This window comes from Haloferax marinisediminis (assembly GCF_009674585.1).
Lineage (GTDB): Archaea > Halobacteriota > Halobacteria > Halobacteriales > Haloferacaceae > Haloferax > Haloferax marinisediminis.
Window position 1 is genome coordinate 2,011,418 of sequence record NZ_WKJP01000001.1, and the last position, 16,374, is coordinate 2,027,791.

The 16,374-nt window shown below is 59.9% G+C and carries 15 protein-coding genes; 9 read left to right on the forward strand and 6 right to left on the reverse strand.

Annotated features, from left to right (window positions below; translation table 11 throughout):
• The first annotated feature begins 248 nt into the window (after positions 1–248).
• Together GJR98_RS10425 and GJR98_RS10430 are read left to right on the forward strand one after the other, a co-directional pair.
• Positions 249–1,415 carry a Cdc6/Cdc18 family protein gene (locus tag GJR98_RS10425; protein ID WP_151138115.1) on the forward strand — a complete coding sequence of 389 codons (1,167 nt, stop codon included), beginning with the start codon at positions 249–251 and terminating at the stop codon, positions 1,413–1,415.
• Between the two features lie 30 nt (positions 1,416–1,445).
• Complete coding sequence (locus tag GJR98_RS10430; RefSeq protein ID WP_151138118.1) at positions 1,446–2,111, forward strand: phosphoglycolate phosphatase; 666 nt, start codon at positions 1,446–1,448, stop codon at positions 2,109–2,111.
• 26 nt (positions 2,112–2,137) lie between these two features.
• Here GJR98_RS10430 and cutA read toward each other — a convergent pair whose 3' ends face one another.
• Positions 2,138–2,440 (reverse strand): divalent-cation tolerance protein CutA, encoded by a 303-nt coding sequence (gene cutA, locus GJR98_RS10435; protein WP_151138121.1) that lies wholly within the window; start codon positions 2,438–2,440, stop codon positions 2,138–2,140.
• A 43-nt stretch (positions 2,441–2,483) separates the two neighbouring features.
• Positions 2,484–2,672 carry an HEWD family protein gene (locus GJR98_RS10440; protein ID WP_151138122.1) on the reverse strand — a complete coding sequence of 63 codons (189 nt, stop codon included), beginning with the start codon at positions 2,670–2,672 and terminating at the stop codon, positions 2,484–2,486.
• Between the two features lie 128 nt (positions 2,673–2,800).
• Between GJR98_RS10440 and GJR98_RS10445 the strand changes: the two genes are divergently transcribed.
• Together GJR98_RS10445 and GJR98_RS10450 are read left to right on the forward strand one after the other, a co-directional pair.
• A complete protein-coding gene (locus GJR98_RS10445; protein ID WP_151138125.1) occupies positions 2,801–3,355 on the forward strand; it encodes a class I SAM-dependent methyltransferase in 555 nt (184 codons plus the stop codon).
• A 142-nt stretch (positions 3,356–3,497) separates the two neighbouring features.
• The gene (locus GJR98_RS10450; RefSeq protein ID WP_151138128.1) at positions 3,498–3,653 is read left to right on the forward strand and encodes a rubrerythrin-like domain-containing protein; all 156 of its coding nucleotides are present in this window, start codon (positions 3,498–3,500) and stop codon (positions 3,651–3,653) included.
• Positions 3,654–3,781: 128 nt separating this feature from the next.
• On the opposite strand, the gene GJR98_RS10455 is transcribed toward GJR98_RS10450, so the two are convergent.
• Positions 3,782–4,750, reverse strand: coding sequence for a DUF368 domain-containing protein (locus tag GJR98_RS10455; RefSeq protein ID WP_151139427.1), 969 nt, complete (start codon positions 4,748–4,750; stop codon positions 3,782–3,784).
• A gap of 164 nt (positions 4,751–4,914) precedes the next feature.
• On the opposite strand from GJR98_RS10455, the gene aglM reads away from it, so the two are divergent.
• On the forward strand, positions 4,915–6,207 hold the full coding sequence (gene aglM / locus GJR98_RS10460; RefSeq protein ID WP_151138130.1) for a UDP-glucose 6-dehydrogenase AglM: 1,293 nt from the start codon (positions 4,915–4,917) through the stop codon (positions 6,205–6,207).
• 168 nt (positions 6,208–6,375) lie between these two features.
• On the opposite strand, the gene GJR98_RS10465 is transcribed toward aglM, so the two are convergent.
• On the reverse strand, positions 6,376–9,495 hold the full coding sequence (locus tag GJR98_RS10465; protein ID WP_151138133.1) for an oligosaccharyl transferase, archaeosortase A system-associated: 3,120 nt from the start codon (positions 9,493–9,495) through the stop codon (positions 6,376–6,378).
• A gap of 115 nt (positions 9,496–9,610) precedes the next feature.
• Here GJR98_RS10465 and aglG point away from each other — a divergent pair, with 115 nt between their 5' ends.
• Positions 9,611–10,552, forward strand: a complete 942-nt coding sequence (aglG, locus tag GJR98_RS10470) for a glucosyl-dolichyl phosphate glucuronosyltransferase (protein ID WP_151138136.1) — start codon at positions 9,611–9,613, stop codon at positions 10,550–10,552.
• 44 nt (positions 10,553–10,596) lie between these two features.
• Here aglG and GJR98_RS10475 read toward each other — a convergent pair whose 3' ends face one another.
• The gene (locus tag GJR98_RS10475; protein ID WP_151138139.1) at positions 10,597–11,487 is read right to left on the reverse strand and encodes a glycosyltransferase; all 891 of its coding nucleotides are present in this window, start codon (positions 11,485–11,487) and stop codon (positions 10,597–10,599) included.
• Positions 11,488–11,535: 48 nt separating this feature from the next.
• Entirely contained in the window at positions 11,536–12,267 is a 732-nt protein-coding gene (aglF, locus tag GJR98_RS10480; protein WP_151138141.1) for a UTP--glucose-1-phosphate uridylyltransferase AglF, read from the reverse strand.
• A gap of 262 nt (positions 12,268–12,529) precedes the next feature.
• Here aglF and GJR98_RS10485 point away from each other — a divergent pair, with 262 nt between their 5' ends.
• The 3 genes from GJR98_RS10485 to GJR98_RS10495 all read left to right on the forward strand — a co-directional run bounded on the left by GJR98_RS10485 (position 12,530) and on the right by GJR98_RS10495 (position 16,357).
• Positions 12,530–13,504, forward strand: coding sequence for a hypothetical protein (locus GJR98_RS10485; RefSeq protein ID WP_151138144.1), 975 nt, complete (start codon positions 12,530–12,532; stop codon positions 13,502–13,504).
• Positions 13,505–13,682: 178 nt separating this feature from the next.
• The gene (locus GJR98_RS10490) at positions 13,683–15,155 is read left to right on the forward strand and encodes a sulfatase (protein ID WP_151138147.1); all 1,473 of its coding nucleotides are present in this window, start codon (positions 13,683–13,685) and stop codon (positions 15,153–15,155) included.
• Between the two features lie 83 nt (positions 15,156–15,238).
• Positions 15,239–16,357 (forward strand): agl cluster protein AglQ, encoded by a 1,119-nt coding sequence (locus GJR98_RS10495; RefSeq protein ID WP_151138149.1) that lies wholly within the window; start codon positions 15,239–15,241, stop codon positions 16,355–16,357.
• Positions 16,358–16,374: the final 17 nt, after the last annotated feature.

The window sequence follows — 16,374 nt, forward strand, 5'->3', positions numbered from 1 at the left end:
GTACCGTAGAATGCCGGAGAAGGGAGATTGTGCACCGCACAGAAAAGACGAAGAAAATTCAAAATCATCGTTCGAATTAGTTACTCCCGGTTCGGCTCAGATCGAGACCACCTCTACTGAACCAGCGGTGAGCGCCCCACCAGTGCCCGGAATTTGTGACTCGTGTTCTCATATAACACGACTCGTGGCCACAGTGGTTCGATTTTTACAGGTGGACCGGGTAGCGTTGGGACGAGACGTTCACTCACATGCGAATCGAAGACCGAATCACGCGGCGAAGACGGCGCGGCCGGGCCCGCCGAGTCGTCCGTGACCTGAGTGCCTTAGACCCGACGGCCCACCCAGACGAACCGACGGGCCGGGGACCGACGCTCGAACGAATCCTCGACGTTCTCGACCCTGTCTTCGACGGCACACTGCCGCCCCACGTTCACGTCTACGGCCCCAAAGGCGTCGGGAAGTCGGCAGTCGTCACCTCGCTCTTCGAGCACCTCGCACGCGCGATTCCCTCCGAACAGTCGGTCATCTACACGACGACGCGGACTGCGGGCACGCCGACAACCTCCTTCGCGTACGTCGACGCCCGCACGGCACCGACCGAGTTTGCGTTGCTCCACGCGACACTCGACGCGCTCTCTGAGGAGTCGGTTCCCTCACAGGGAGTCGGAATCGAAGCAGTCCGTTCTCGTCTGGCCGCCAGCGTCTCACACGACGAACGAGCGGTCGTTGCAATCGACCACGTCGGTGAACCGGAGACGTATCCTGCCCGGACCGCTATCGAACTGCTAGACGACGTGTCACCGCACGTTTCGGTGCTGACGGTTGGGCGCACGCCGGCCGATGGCCTCGACAACAGGTTCGAATCGGTCGAAGTCGAGAGATACCAGCGACACAACCTCGTCGACATTCTCGTCGAACGCGCATCCAACGGCATCGCGCGGAACGCGCTCACACACGAGGCGACGAGCGAAGTGGCCGAGTGGGCCGATGGCGACGCCCACGACGCGCTGTCTGCGTTGTACGGTGCGGCCCAACTTGCGGCGTCTGACGGCACAGAGACACTCGACACAGACCTCGTCGAGAAGGCAATCGACGCAGTCCCCGACGATGGCTGTTCGTTGGGCCGGGTGTTCGCACTGCCGGAAAGCCGTCGACAGGTCCTTCGAGCCTTCGTCTCGGTCGACGACGAAGACAGATTTTCGGTCACCGCTGCGACAGAAGCCATCGCTGACACACCACCTGTCTCTCTGTCGGCGACGACTATCCGGCGCGTCCTCTACGAACTGTCCGACCTTGGACTCGTCCGCCGTGTCCCGGTGAACGGTTCGACTGATGGTCCGGGTCGTCCGGCGACGCGCCCGATCCCGAACTTCTCGACGCTGGCGTTCCGCGGCCTCGACGACGTGGACCGCTGACTCTTTTTCCCCCGTGTCCGTAGCGCGGGTATGGTTCCACCGCTGGTACTCGACATCGATGGGACGCTCACCGACGCACAGGGTCGACTCGACCCGCGGGCGTTCGAGGTCCTCCCGACGTGGGATGCACCCGTCATCCTCGCCACCGGGAAGGCGTTCCCGTACCCTGTCTCGCTGTGTCACTATCTCGGACTTCCGCAGACCGTCATCGCCGAGAACGGTGGCGTCGTCCTCGTCGATGGCGAGGTCACGTTCGCTGGCGACCGAGAGGCCGCACAGGCCGTCGCCGACGAGTTCGTCGCCCGTGGCGGTGACCTCGGCTGGGACGCCGCCGACACCGTCAACCGCTGGCGGGAGACCGAAATCGCCGTCAACCTCGACGCGGACGAAGAACTCCTCCGGGAGGTCGCTGCGACGTACGACCTCGAAGTTATCGACACCGGATTCGCCTACCACGTCAAATCACACGGCGTCGAGAAGGGTGCCGGTCTCGAACACGTCTGTGAGACGATGAAGTACGACCCAGCGGACTTCGTCGCCATCGGCGACAGTGAGAACGACGCATCGACGTTCCGCGTCGTCGGCCAATCCTACGCCGTCGCTAACGCTGACGAAGTCGCAAAAGAAGCGGCTGACGAGGTGTTAGAGGAGTCGTACATGGACGGCACGCTCTCCGTGCTGAACGCACTCCAGTAGTCGAACGGAGTGGTCCCGGCAGCAGGCTATCGAACTTCGTCTTCGACCCACGACGTGTACGCGTCGAGGACGTGTGACTCGTCGAATCGCTCGATACAGGGCACGTCGTAGGGGTGGAGTTCGACGACCCGTGAGACCAGGTCGTCGTATCGCTCGTCGGTCGTCTTCGCGAGGAGGATAACCTCTTCGTCGTCGTGAACGTCCCCGTCCCATCGGTAGACTGACTGGCAGGGAACGCGGTTCACGCACGCTGCGAGTCGTTCCTCGACGAGTGCTCGGGCGAGGTCGGCTGCTGCGTCGGGTGGTGCAGTAACGTAGACAGTTGGCATCTCACGTAGTCAGTCGTCGCTCAGATGGGTGGTCGTCTCGAAATCAGGCCGGCTCTTCGAAGGGTGCGAAGCGGCCGTTGATGTCCCACTCGTGGATGCAAAACGGGTTTCCGACCTGCTTTTCGCCGTCTTCTGTCGCGACACGCCACGTCGCCGCGTCGTCGTCCCAGCGTTCTACTCGACCACAGCGCTCACAAGCACGCCGCGTCGGTCGTCGAAGTTGGGGTTCCATACGTGAGACGGTGACTGTCAGTATGCAAAAGCCCATCGCCGACGGCAGATTCCCCAGTGGCTACGTTCGTGATGCGCTGAACCAGCCGGGACCGATGATACTTACGCACCGCCGACCCCACTGTCTGTATGGGCTTTCACACCTTCGACGTTGACGCGGCGGCGAAACTCGACGACCCCGCGAGATATCGGTTCGTCTCCCGCGAAGAACTCCTCACGTACCTCAGTCCCGGTGAGTTCGACGTCGTCGCTGACCTCGGAAGCGGAACCGGATTTTACACCGACGACGTCGCCCCCTACGTCGACCACCTCTACGCCGTCGACGTACAGGAGGCGATGCACGATTTCTACCGAGAGAACGGCGCACCGTCGAACGTCGAGTTCGTCACCGCCGACGTGGCCTCGCTCCCTTTCGATGAGGACCACCTCGACGCCGCCTTTTCGACGATGACCTACCACGAGTTCGCCACCGACGAGTCGATGGCCGAACTCGCCCGTGTCGTCCGTCCGGGTGGGACGGTTGTCGTGGTCGACTGGTCGACGACCGGTGAGGGCGAGGCTGGTCCGCCGACCGACGAGCGATTCGGCCTCGCGGACGCCATCGACGCCTTCGAATCAGTCGGGTTCACCGTCACACACGGCGAGACGCGACACGAGACGTTCGTCTGCGTCGCCCGTCGCTGAGAGCCCGAATTCTACAATATCAAGTTTTCAATCGTGATGTGCGTATGCTCTGTGAGTACGCTATGATATTGTAATATGTTCCTAGTAGAAGCTAGCCACTATCAGGACAATCGTTTTATTGGGGTCTATGTTATAGGTTGTCATGACAGTACACAACTCGGTTATCGACAGCTATCGTGCCACTGAGGGCTACTTCGAGTGCCGTTCCTGTGGGTCGCGCACCGTCAGTGAGGAACATCTCGCGTCGTGCCCCAGTTGCGATGGGTCGGTTCGAAACATCGCTGTCGCCCGCGAATAAGTCGTCATCAGCCGACTCGCCATCGACACATCATCCTCGTCGCTCGACACGTCGGTGAGAATACACTCTCGTGTCGTTCGCAACTTTCTGTGATTTTTCGGTGGATTCGGTTCCGACTCGGGTTCTCGTTACGACTCGATAACCGCCGTGTAGCGGTCGACGAGGAGGACGAGTATCGCGCCGACGAGCGCGGCGGCCGCGAAGAGGACGAAGAGGTCGCCAGACCATGTCTGTCCCATCTCGGCGAGTTTCTCGCTCGTCTTGACGACGGGCGCCCGGAGTGCACCGACGATGAGGCTCACGAGGAAGGCGAGCGTCTCACGCCGGTAGTGTTCGAGCGCCCAGCGGACGATGTGAGCGATGGTGAACAGCCCGAACAGTGCGCCGAGCATGAAGGCGACGACGATCGTTCCGGGTTCGACGACCGCAGACACCGGACCGCCGGTTACCACGCCGATGAGCGTGTCGACGAAGTCGCTGAGTGTCGAGGTCATGTACTCGTACTGCCCGAGGAGCAACAAGAGGAGCGACCCAGAGATGCCGGGGAGAATCATCGCACTCACGGCGATTGCGCCTGCGACGACCGTCACGAGGAGTGAGTTTCCGAGCGCGGTTCCGACGGTTCCCGACGCGACGAACGCGACGGTGAACCCGGCGACTGCGGCGGCGATTTGCCGGGGTGAGTCGAGCGAGACCTGCGCGTACAACACGACCGCAGACGCTGCGATGAGTCCGAAGAAGAACCCGAACGTCGGCACCGGTTGCTGGTCGATGGCGACGGTGAGGACGCGTGTGACGGTGATAATCGCAGTCGCGATCCCTGCACCGAGGACGACGAGGAACCCAACGTCGATTTCGCGTAAGGCGGCGATGGCGTCGCTTCGTCGCCCCGGAAAGACACCGCCGAGAATCCGTTGGATACGGTCGGGATTGATAGCGGTCACTGCACTGATGAGGCGTTCGTAGATGCCCGTGACGAGTGCAATCGTCCCACCCGAGACGCCGGGGACGGCGTCTGCAGCACCCATACAGACGCCTTTCAGATAGAGAACGAGCCACGAGATGGAGACCGAACGCTCGTCTTCGTGCGTCGACATTTGGTTGTGCGAGTCTTCTTTGGTATCCATATCAGTCCACCGTTACGAGATACGTGGTTGGGCAACAGGTTTGTATATCTGTCCCATCGGTCGTTCGACGCCGAGGTATTTTTCGGGCGGTGACTCGGAAAGAATCAAACCTCCGGGAAGAGACAGTTCCCCTAATGAAACTCAGTATCATCGGCAGTGGGTACGTCGGCACCACTGTCGCTGCCTGTTTCGCCGAATTGGGTCACGACGTGGTCAACGTCGACATCGACGAAGACATCGTGCGTTCCATCAACGCCGGCAACGCGCCCATTCACGAACCCGGCCTCGACGAACTCGTCGAAACCCACGCGGGCGACCGACTCCGTGCGACCACCGACTACGAGGCGGTTCTCGACACCGACGCGACGTTCCTCGCCCTTCCAACTCCCTCGAACGAAGACGGGAGCATCGACCTCGGCGCGATGAAGGCCGCGGCAGCGTCACTCGGAGAGACACTCGCGGCGAAAGATGACTACCACCTCGTCGTCACCAAGAGTACGGTCGTTCCGACGACCACTGCCGAGGTCATCGGCCCGCGAATCGAGGAGGCATCCGGAAAGACGGTCGGCGACGACTTCGATATCGCGATGAACCCCGAGTTCCTCCGGGAAGGGACCGCAGTCGAGGACTTCCTCGGACCCGACAAAATCGTCCTCGGCGCGAGTACCGAGCGAGCCTTCGACTGCTTAGACGAGATATTCGCCCCGCTCGTCGAACGCGCTGGAAACCCACCGGTCGTCAAGACCGGAACCAGCGAGGCGGAGATGATAAAGTACGCCAACAACGCGTTCCTCGCGTCCAAAATCAGCCTCGCGAACGACCTCGCGAACATCTGCAAAGAGTTCGGCGTCGACTCGACCGAAGTGCTCGACGCCATCGGCCTCGATTCACGAATCGGGTCGTCGTTCCTCGGCGCTGGCCTCGGATGGGGTGGGTCGTGCTTCCCGAAAGACACGGCCGCGATTATCGCTGCTGCCCGCTCTCGCGGTTACGAACCACGCGTGCTCCAAGCCGCCGTCGACGTGAACGACGAGCAACCGACACGGATGCTCGACCTCCTCGCGGACCGATTCGACCCCGACGGTAAACGCGTCGCGGTTCTCGGCCTCTCGTTCAAACCCGGGACCGACGATATTCGCGAGTCACGGGCGATTCCACTCATCCAGAACCTCGTCGAGGCCGGTGCCGACGTGGTTGGCTACGACCCGGTTGCAACCGAGAACATGCGAGAACACTTCCCAGATATCGACTACGCCTCGTCTGCCGCAGACGCGCTCGTCGACGCTGACGCGGCACTCGTCGCGACCGATTGGGACGAGTTCGCAGCACTCGACAGCGAGTTCGACGAGATGCGCGAACGCGTCGTCATCGACGGCCGCCGCATCGTGACTCGTCGAGACGGTCTCGACTACGAATCACTCGTCTAAACGAGCCGAGTAACGTCACCGCCGACTGCTGACTTTCGGGTTCGGTTCTCTCCTCGATTTTCGGTCTCACTCGAGAACGACCTCACATCTGCAAATTCGAGACTCGCAGCGGGACGCGTTGCTCGGTGGTCGAAAAATAAAGAACGGCTGAACTGACGTGCGTCGGGGTTACGCGACGACTGCAGTCCGGACGGCGCTGCCGTCGATGGACGCCGACTCGTTCGTCTCCGACTCGTTGGAGGACTGCTCGCCGACCGTCAGTTCTCGTTCGGTGCGTTCGAGTGTGACCTCGACGGTGCCGTCTTCAGCACCGTTGACGAGGCCTTCGTCGACGCTGACGTTCTGTGCTTGGTAGGTGACGATGGTGCTGTTTCCTTCGAAGCTCGTTGGTCCGAAGAACGTGTAGTCGCCCGTCGCGCGGACGCTCACGTTGGTGTACCCGTTTTCGGGACCGTAGTCGTCGTAGCCGGTCGTCGAGTACGGGAGCGTCATCTTGAAGTCGCCGTTTTCGTCGGTCTGGACCCGCTGCGTGTAGGTGAACGTCGTGTTCGTCGTCGGGTCACGCATCTCGACCTGTGCGGTCACGTTCGTATTGGCCGGCGCACCGGACCCGTCGACAGTCGCGCCGGGGACGCGCTCGAACGTCTTGACCCACGCGGGGTTGCTCCCGATGAGGGCCTGCGGTTGGATACCGAGGGCGTTCCCGGTGCGGATGAGGGAGTTCTGGTAGGAACCGGACCGAAGCGCCGAACTGTTCGACGACTTCACGAGACGGTAGTGTTCGAGTGCAGCGACTCGTTCTTCGGGGAACGAGCCGATGCCACCAATCTGCGAGGTCGGGTCGTTCTCGACGTAGGCCTCGGCAGCGCTCATGTTATCGAACGTCTTGATCGGCTGCCCGTCCGACGGCGTCACTCGGAACGTGACGTCGCCGTTAGCGGACGTGCGCTCTTCCCAATCGACGACGACTGGGGACGGGTCACGAGCACTTCCGTGGTACTTGTAGAGACGCACCATCTGGCTCTCGTAGTACCGCTGGTCGTTGATGTTCGCCGCAGCGACGACTCGCTCCTGCCCGTTCTGTTCTTGGGTACGGTAGATGCGGTTGTAGAAGTCGGTTCTCGAGATGTTCGACTCGTCGTAGAAGACGGTCGGTGCACCGAACTTCGAGGACGTCGACACCATCTGCCAGTCGACCATCACGTACCGGGTGTCGTTACCCTCTCCGTCATCAGCCATCGTTTCGAGGACTTGCTCTGCCTGCTGTTCGTCGGGTGCGAGCAGGTAGTTCGCTGCTTCAGTCGCGCCACCCTGGAACGGGTTCGAGTTCGGAATCCGCTCACCGAGGACGGTTATCCAGTGACCGTAGTCCCACCAGGACATGACACCGTACGACCCGTCTGGGTAGTCGAAGTCATCTGCGTACTTGTACGTCCCGTAGTACTCCAACTCGTTCGATGCGCCGCCGAAGTTCCCTTCCTGCGGCGTGTTCTCCTGCATCCAGTCGAGTGGCTCTTCCCACTCGGTGACCGTTCCTGGGCCGGTCTGTGAGGTCTGCATGGCCGTGTTCGTCGTGCCGCCGTTCCCGAGTTGAATCGGAACGATGAGGACCGGCGTGAGGACGAGCAGGAGCGCAACTGCAACAGCAGCGATACGCCCGTACGAGACGTCTTCCAGCCGGTCGATGCCGGCGAGACCGATGAAGCTGAGACCGAGGACCTCGCGGAGGAAGAACGCGTTCATCACCGCGACCACGACTGCGAGGTAGTAGTTGAAACGAACCTGCGTGAAGGCGGCCGACGTCATAATCGCCGCCCACACGAGGATGAACAGGTGTTCGCTCTCGAAGTCTGCCTGCATCACTGCCCCGACGATGAGTGCGGTGACGATGGTGAGGCTGACGAGGGACGACTCGACGCCGAGCACGCCGCCGATGGCGTCAGGAATCGCCGGAATCAGGAAGAGAATCCCGATGAGAGCGAGGCTTCCGGCGACATAGCCGATCTTTCGGGAGTCGCCGTCGCGGACGAGCGGCTTGGCAGTGAGCCAGATCGCCGCCGCGAGACCGGTGAAGAACGTAAACCCGTACTCGGACATGATGCGGTCGACTGCCGTCAGACCGCTTGCTTGGAGGATGTTCGCTGCGAGGAACGGTTGTGCCTCCCCGATAGTCCGGGTCTCTGCACCGGCGCTGAACCCGACGGTACGGAGGAAGTTCCGGGCGATCGTACTGAAGACGTCCGGAAGGATAACCGCGAAGAGGACCAACCCGACGAGCATGATTCCGCCGACGACGGCGGGGTAGCCACGGTCGTCGATGTCGTTCGACTCCCACCAGCGAGCGAGGGCAGCGAGGAACACTGCACCGAGGCCGACACCAAACGAGAACAGCGGTTGCAGGAAGCCGAAGTCAGTGACACCGAACGTCGGTTCCTCGAACGGAACGAACATCAAGACGCCCGTGACAGCCATCGCGACGGCGCCGACGAACGCAGTGTGTTCTGGCGAGCGCCCACGGACGTAGTCGGCGGACATCTTCAGGACCAAGAAGAGACCGAAGATACCGACGAGGAGGATACCCGGCGGCCACGACCACATGTAGATTGCGATGGCGACACCGGCGAGCGCGGACCACTTCAGTGGCTCTCGGAGAGCGTCGAAGTCACGTGCTTGGACGAGTTCCCACACTGGCTTCTCGCGGTCGGCCACCGTGAGTGCGACCATGACAGCCAGAACCGCGAAGCCCATGAAGAATGGCTCTGCGATGTTGTGGTCGGCGAAGCCGACGAGGCCACGCTGGAGGAACGTCCCCGGCAGGAGCATGAGGACGAGTGCTCCGAAGAGACCACCGAGGCGACCACCGAGACGCTTCCCGATCAAGTACGTCGGGATTGCGACGAACGCACCGAAGAACGCGGGGGCGACCAAGAGCGTCTTCGCGACGAGGTCAGCCGATGGACTGCCGAGTCCGAGGACCAATGCCACGGTCGCGACAATCTGGTCGTAAATCGTCCCGAACTGTCCTGCAGTCCGTCCGAATGGGAACTCGGTCCACGGGTCGAACGGCATGGTTGCCGGCCAGTTCCGGACAGTGTATTCCACTTGGCGGAGGTGATACCAAGCGTCGTTTCCTGAGAAGAATACCGACCCGTCTCGAATGAACGCGTCATAACTGCGGAGCCGTATCCACAGCATAACGAGCACGATCGTCGAGAGGACCGGTATGTGATACCAGTCGCGAGCGAGATCCGCTACGGAGGGCGAATGCTCTTGTTGCTCGTCGCTCATTGTGCCAAACAACTGTTAAGCCTTTCATAAGCCTTGTGATAGGGTATTTCGACCATCTTAGTCGAGTGTTGATGAAAGGCAATCCTTATTCGGGCAACCTCGGTAGCACTGGGCGATGAAAGTCTCCGTCGTGGTCTGTACCTACTCGATGGACCGGTACGAGTCGTTCTCCGAAACGGTCGAGAGCGCGCTGGCTCAGACCCACGAACCCCTCGAAGTTGTCATCGTCGTCGACGGAAACGAGGAGGTGTTCGCTCGTGTCGAAGACGACTTCGGCGACATCGACAACGTCGTACTCCACTGTAACGACGAGAACCGCGGCATCTCCTTCAGCCGGACGAAGGGGGCCGAACTGGCCTCCGGTGACGTCGTCGCGATGATCGACGACGACGCGACGGCCGAACCCGACTGGATCGAGACACTCGTCCAGACGTACGAGGAGAACCCCGAAGCGGTGGCCGTCGGTGGCACGGTCGTCCCCGACTGGGTCGCTCGCAAACCGGATTTCTTCCCCGAAGAGTTCTACTGGCTCGTTGGCTGTGACGAACGTGGATTCGGGCAGCACATGGAAGAAGTTCGGAACACCTACGGCTCGAACATCTCGTTCAAGCGCGACGTCTTCCTCGACGTGGGTGGCTACGACCCCAACACCGGCCGAAAGGGCGACAAGCACGTGCAGGCCCACGAAGCCCCGGTCTGCATCCGTATCCACGAGAAGACGGGCAAACGCGTCATCTACAACAAGCGCGCCCGCGTGAATCACAAACTCTTCGAGTACCGGACGGAGTTCCGGTGGCTCGTCTTCCGGTCGTTCTGGCAGGGCTACTCGAAGCGCGTGATGGACCTGCTGTATCCGCAGGCGTCCGGTGACAAGAACGACTATCTGCGCGACCTGATGCTCGTCTACGTCGTCGACCGACTGTACAAACTCGCCAAAGAGCCATCGATGGCGAAGGTCGAACAGTTAATCGCCATCTTCGTGTTCACCGCCGCTGTCGGCTTCGGGTACGTCTACGGACTGTTGACGCCGAATCTGGTCGAAAAGACGAACGCGTAATCTGACTGTACGGCTTCAACGACCAAGAATTAGGCTGTCCGCCCTCAACGAGCGTTTCCACGCACGTACCGGAGATATTCACGATAGTACCCAAGCGCTCGCACGCCGGTCATCGCCATCGAGAGAACCCCGAACAGCACCTGTTCGAACTGGGAGTTCTGTTCTGCGCCTTGGTCAGGAGATTTCACACCGCTCGGACGTGGTGGAATCCCCGGCCGACCGAACCGCTCTGGATGGTGTTCCTGTCGTTGGCACAGTCCCCGACCGACACGAAGCTCCTTTTTGAGTAACGAGGAGAACGAATCTCGAACCGGGTGGGAGAGTGTCGCGTCTGCTGCGAACGCTTGGCTGTAGCCCGCGTTCGCGACACGGTTTCCAAACTCTGAGTCTCCTCCCGAGACGAGTGCTGCATCGAACAGGCCGACGTCGTCGAACACCGCTCGCCGAACCAGTAGGCAACACGTTGGTGCGTACTGTTGCTGGCGAATGTACTGTTCGACCGGGAATGCAGTCTGTGCGTCGAACTTCGCTGCGAGCGTCTCGTCGCCGTCGACGACGAGTTCCACGTCACATCCAAGGTACGCTGTGTCGCCCATCGCCGCGACTGCCGTCTCCAACCACGTCTCGTCCATGTACATGTCCGCGTCGACGAACGCGAAGATGTCTCCCGTCGCGTGTTCGATTCCCGTATTTCGTGCGGCGTACGACCCCTGAATTTCGTCTTCGACGACTAAATTGACAGTCTCGTGGTCGTCTGCGAAGCGACGGATTACCTCGCGTGTCTCGTCTGTCGAACCGTTGTCTACGGCGAGAATCTCGAGTTGCGCCTTCGGATACGTCTGTTTGGTGAGCGCAGACAGTGTGTCACTGATTCCGTCTGGGTCGTTGTAGACGGGGACGATTACAGAGACACGAGGGGAGTCGGAATTCGACATTAGAACCTGCTTCTCTTCCTCGAATAAAAAGCCGTGGTGGTTAGCTGTCTACTCGGCAGTCTGTGTTGTCTCTTCTTGCAGGCGCCGTTCCGCTTCGTCTCGGTCTTCGGGATAGCCGATGTCCATCCGCCATCCGTCGATTCGGATGGCGTCGATGGTCCGCCCAGAGCGGATGAGTAGGTCGATTGCCTCACTGATTTCGAACTCGCCGCGGTTGGAGGGCTGAACGAGATGGCACGCGTGGAAAATCGCGGGCGTGAACGTGTAGAACCCGGTCATCACGAGGTTCGACGGAGGCTCTTCGGGTTTCTCGATGACTTCTGTAATCTCGCCGTAGTCGTTGGTCACACAGACGCCGTAGCGGGAGGCTTCGTCCCAGTCGACCTCTTCGACGAGGAAGGCAGCGTCGGCGCGGTCCTCGCGCTGTCGCTTGACGACGTCACCGAGATTGGCGTTGAAGATGTTGTCGCCGAGCATCAGCATGAAGTCCTCGTCGATGTGGTCTTCGACGGTGAGGAGGGCGTGTGCGAGGCCCTTCTGCTCGCGCTGGTGGGTGTACGTGATGGGGACGCCGCGATACTCGTCGTCGTAGTGTTCGATGATGACCTCTTTCTTGTAGCCGACGACGACGACGAGTTTCTCGGCGCCAAGGTCGACGAGTTGGTCGAAACAGTGTGTGAGGATGGGCTTGCCGTTGACTTCGACCATCCCTTTCGGTCTATCTTCGGTAAGGGGTCGAAGTCGGGTCCCTTTGCCAGCGGCGAGAACGACTGCTTGCATAGGAGTGATATTTAGGAATCGGCTACAAGAATCTTGTGTGGCGACGTACCACGGGTGCGTAAGACCAGACCGCGCGTAAGCCACTCTGTGGTCCGACCGTGACGGACGCAAAACGAACGTAGCGACGCTCGTCGCTTCTCGGCCACTCACTACTCAGCGATTCTCGCGGAATTCATCAGCTCGGTGTATTGCTTATCGATTGATGTAACTCGTACTCCCCAATCGGAAATACTATGTCTGGGTATTCTCTGACATCGGTCAGATGGCAACGTCTCTTCGCAAATGGATATCCGAGCACTACGAACAAATTAGAGACGACCCGGTCAGAGGTGCCCTCCACGCAGCGTATACGACGTATCTCGGCACGTGGTACACGCTGAGTTCTCGCGTTCCGGTTGGAACGAACGTATTCGACGAAGACTGGGACGTTCTCGTCATTCTCGACGCGTGCCGCCCGGATGTTCTGAAGGACGTTGCCGACGAGTACGAGTTCATCGACGACGTCGAGACGAAGTGGTCTGTCGGCAGTCACTCTCACGAGTGGATGGTACAGACCTTCCGGACGAAGTACGCCGAGCAGATTGGGAACACGGCGTACATCAGTGGCAACGGCCACACGCACGAGACGTTCGTAGACAGAGAGTTCCCGCCAGACGAATCCGTTCCGTTCTGCTGGCCCAAGTGGGACGTCGTCGACGAGTCGGCGTTCTTCGAACTCGACATGGTCTGGGAACGAGCACACCAGGGCAAACTGGGCGTTCCGCCGCGTGCGATTACAGATAGAACCATCGAGGTCCATCGTGAGTCCGACCCAGACCGCATCATCGCTCACTACATGCAACCCCACATCCCGTACATCGCCGGAGCACTCGCAGAAGACCGTGAGCCGACGGAGGTCGAAGCGAAGGGATGGAAGTTGCTCGAAAGTGGTGAGGCAGACCGCGACGAGGTGTGGAACCTCTACGAGGACACGCTTCGATTGGTCCTCGACGAAGTCGAACTCCTGTTGGAAAACGTCGATGCCGACGACGTGTGCATCACTGCAGACCACGGAAACGCGTTCGGGGAGTATTCGTTCTACGGACACCCCGAAGGCTCGCCACTTCGCGTCATCAAGACGGTACCGTGGGTCCGAACTTCAGCCGTGGACAGCGCGACGCACGAACCGTCTGATGAGTATCTAAACGAGACGGCAGTCGACATCCAAGACCACCTCAAAGACCTCGGCTACATGTAGGCCGTTTCCGGTTCGGGAGCTCTTCAGTATCTGGTTGTGCGAGTCCGTATGTAGTATATCTCGACACCGTTGCCCGTCCAGTCACTACTACAGCTAGTCACAACTAGTTGGTAAGTAATGTTTTTAAGAATGTATTGAAGAAGAAACATCTTTGTGTTGCTCTGTGCAATGTGGGTCAATGAGTGACTCTAGTCCCAACGTTCTATTAGTCGTCCTCGACAGTTTGCGGGCTGGAAACACGAGTCTCCACGGGTACGAGCGCGACACGACGCCGTTCTTAAACGAGTTTGCGTCGCGCTCGTCGGTGTACACACAGGCCCGTTCATCGGGGATGACCAGCCTCCCGAGCCACACCAGCCTCTTTACTGGGCTCACGGTCCCTGAACACGGCGTTCACGACCTTGTAACACATCGATTGAAAGAAGGCGTAACTATCTGGGAACGGTTATCAGCGGAGTACGGATACACCACGGGCGTCTTCTCTGATAACGTCAATCTAACTGGCGACGACTCGTTAGCGAGTGCGTTCGACCACGTCGTCGGACGGCGAGGTCGCCTGTTCCCCGAAGCGGCGGACCCAGACATATTTTTCAACAACCCTGAGTATCTCTCGACCAAGTCGAATAAAAGCAAACACGTCGAGTTCCTCGAACACTGCCTCTCCCACGAGAGCCCCGTCAAATCCCTCGCTAACGGTGCCGCGAAACAGTTGAGCAAGTCCTTCTCGTCTGCGACGATGGAACAGCTTCTCGACCAGTCTGCAGACCGGTTTATCGATCCGTTCTTCGAGTGGTCTGATTCGACAGAAGAGCCCTGGGCGGCCTGTATCAACCTGATGGACACTCACTTACCGTTCTATCCGGAACGGAAACACGACCTGTGGGGTGGGTCGAAACTCCAGCGGATGCAAGCCAAGTTGAACCCCGTCTCGTGGAAGGTGTACGGGGGTCAGATAACGTGGGACGAGTGGGTCGCACTCGAAGACTTATACGATGGAACGATTCGGCAAGCAGACCACTACCTCCGGTACCTCGTCTCCGAACTCGAACGGCGTGGAGAACTAGACGACACGCTGCTGGTAATCACGTCGGACCACGGTGAAGGATTTGGGGAGACGAGTCGAGTACGACCATCACTTCGAATCGCAGGCCACATCGTAGGACTCGACGAAGCGTTGTTACACGTCCCTCTCGTCGTCTCGGCCCCCGGACAGACCGATGGCGAGCAGTACGACGACCTCGCGACACTCACGAACTTCTCTGCTGCCGTGGAGTCTGCAGTCGACGGTGACTACACCGGTGACGAGTTCGTGGCCGACGGAGAGGTCATCGTCTCTGGGTCGACCGTGGACAAGAAAGCCAAGAGTAAGCAACGGGTCTCGAAGTACTGTACCGACGTCGACCGATACACCGGTGACTTGCGGGCCGTGTACGAGCAACGAGACGACTCGATTCGCAAGTATCTGACGTGGGACGACGATGGGGTGACGTTAGATATTCGAGGGATGCAGGTCGAGGTCGTGGACGGCGAAGACCCACACGAGGTTACCGACCGGGCCTTCTCGAACGTCTCCGACGCAGGTGTCGCGGTATCGCAGGGTGAAACGTCTCAGTCGACGATGGACCGACTCGAAAGTCTCGGATACGTGTGAGCACGGCATCGTAGTCGAACCGTTCAACTGAAACGGGGTCAGACACCACTACCACGAGTACATTCGGACTGCCCCCTGATATCATGAAACTACGCGAACTCCTCTCTGACGTTGCAGATTCTCAACTAGAGCGTATCCAAGCCGACGGTTCCGTTCCTGCTGGGCACAACGGGTTGTATCACGACCCAGAGACGCCTGTTCGGAACAGTTCACACTGGCTCGTTACGTTCGCCCTGCTGTACGACGAAACCGGTGACGAACGGTACGCCGACGCCGCGCAGAAGATTATCTCGTACCTTCGGAGCGACGACGCCCGACCACACGGTGCGAATCTCCACCATCGAACGATCGAAGGGAAAGACAGGTGCAACGGACTCATCGGTCCGGCGTGGACAATCGAGGCCCTGACTGTCGCCGCACGGGTGTTCGAAGACCCAGAACTCGCTGCATTTGCAGAAGAGCTGTTTCTCATGCATCCGCAGGACGAAACGTCCGGCCTCTGGAAACGCGTCTCGGTCGAAGGAGAGACGCTCTCGTTCGACGCGACGTTCAACCACCAGATATGGTTCGCGGCGGCCGGTGGACTGCTCGCATCTCTCCCGTGGACGTCAGACGAAGTTGACGAGCGTGTTCGGACGCACTTGGACGAAGTTTCGTCGAATCTGCGACTCTACCCGTCGGGGATGGTGTTCCATCTCGTGATGCCTGACGCCCTTCGGCAGTACGTGCACCTCGTTCGAGCAGACGAAGGAGGCCGAATCGGACTTACGTTCCTCGGGGGACGGCTACCGATTCCAGGCAGACAACAACAGCTCGCACACAAGGCGGTTGGCTACCACTCGTTCAATCTGTACGCGTTCGCGTTGCTGAAAAAGGTGTATCCGGAACACGAGTTCTGGGACGGGACGCAGTTCAAACAGATGATTGGCTACCTGACGTCGTCGGAGTACTGGGAGTCGGTGTGGGACAACGAGTACGGTCCTGCGTACAATCCTGTTGGGTTCGAGGTTCCCTTCGTCATGGAGACGTTTGGAATCGGGTCGGACGAGGACCGGTCGCGCTGGCTCACCAAACAACTCGCGAACCACTACGATGCCGAGGCGAAACAGATGGACAAGAACACCGAAGACGCGGAGACGCTCACCGCACGGATGTATCAGGCAGTTCGGCTCGAAAACAGCTGTCTCAGTGAGCTGAATTAGGCTCCCGAGAAGCACTC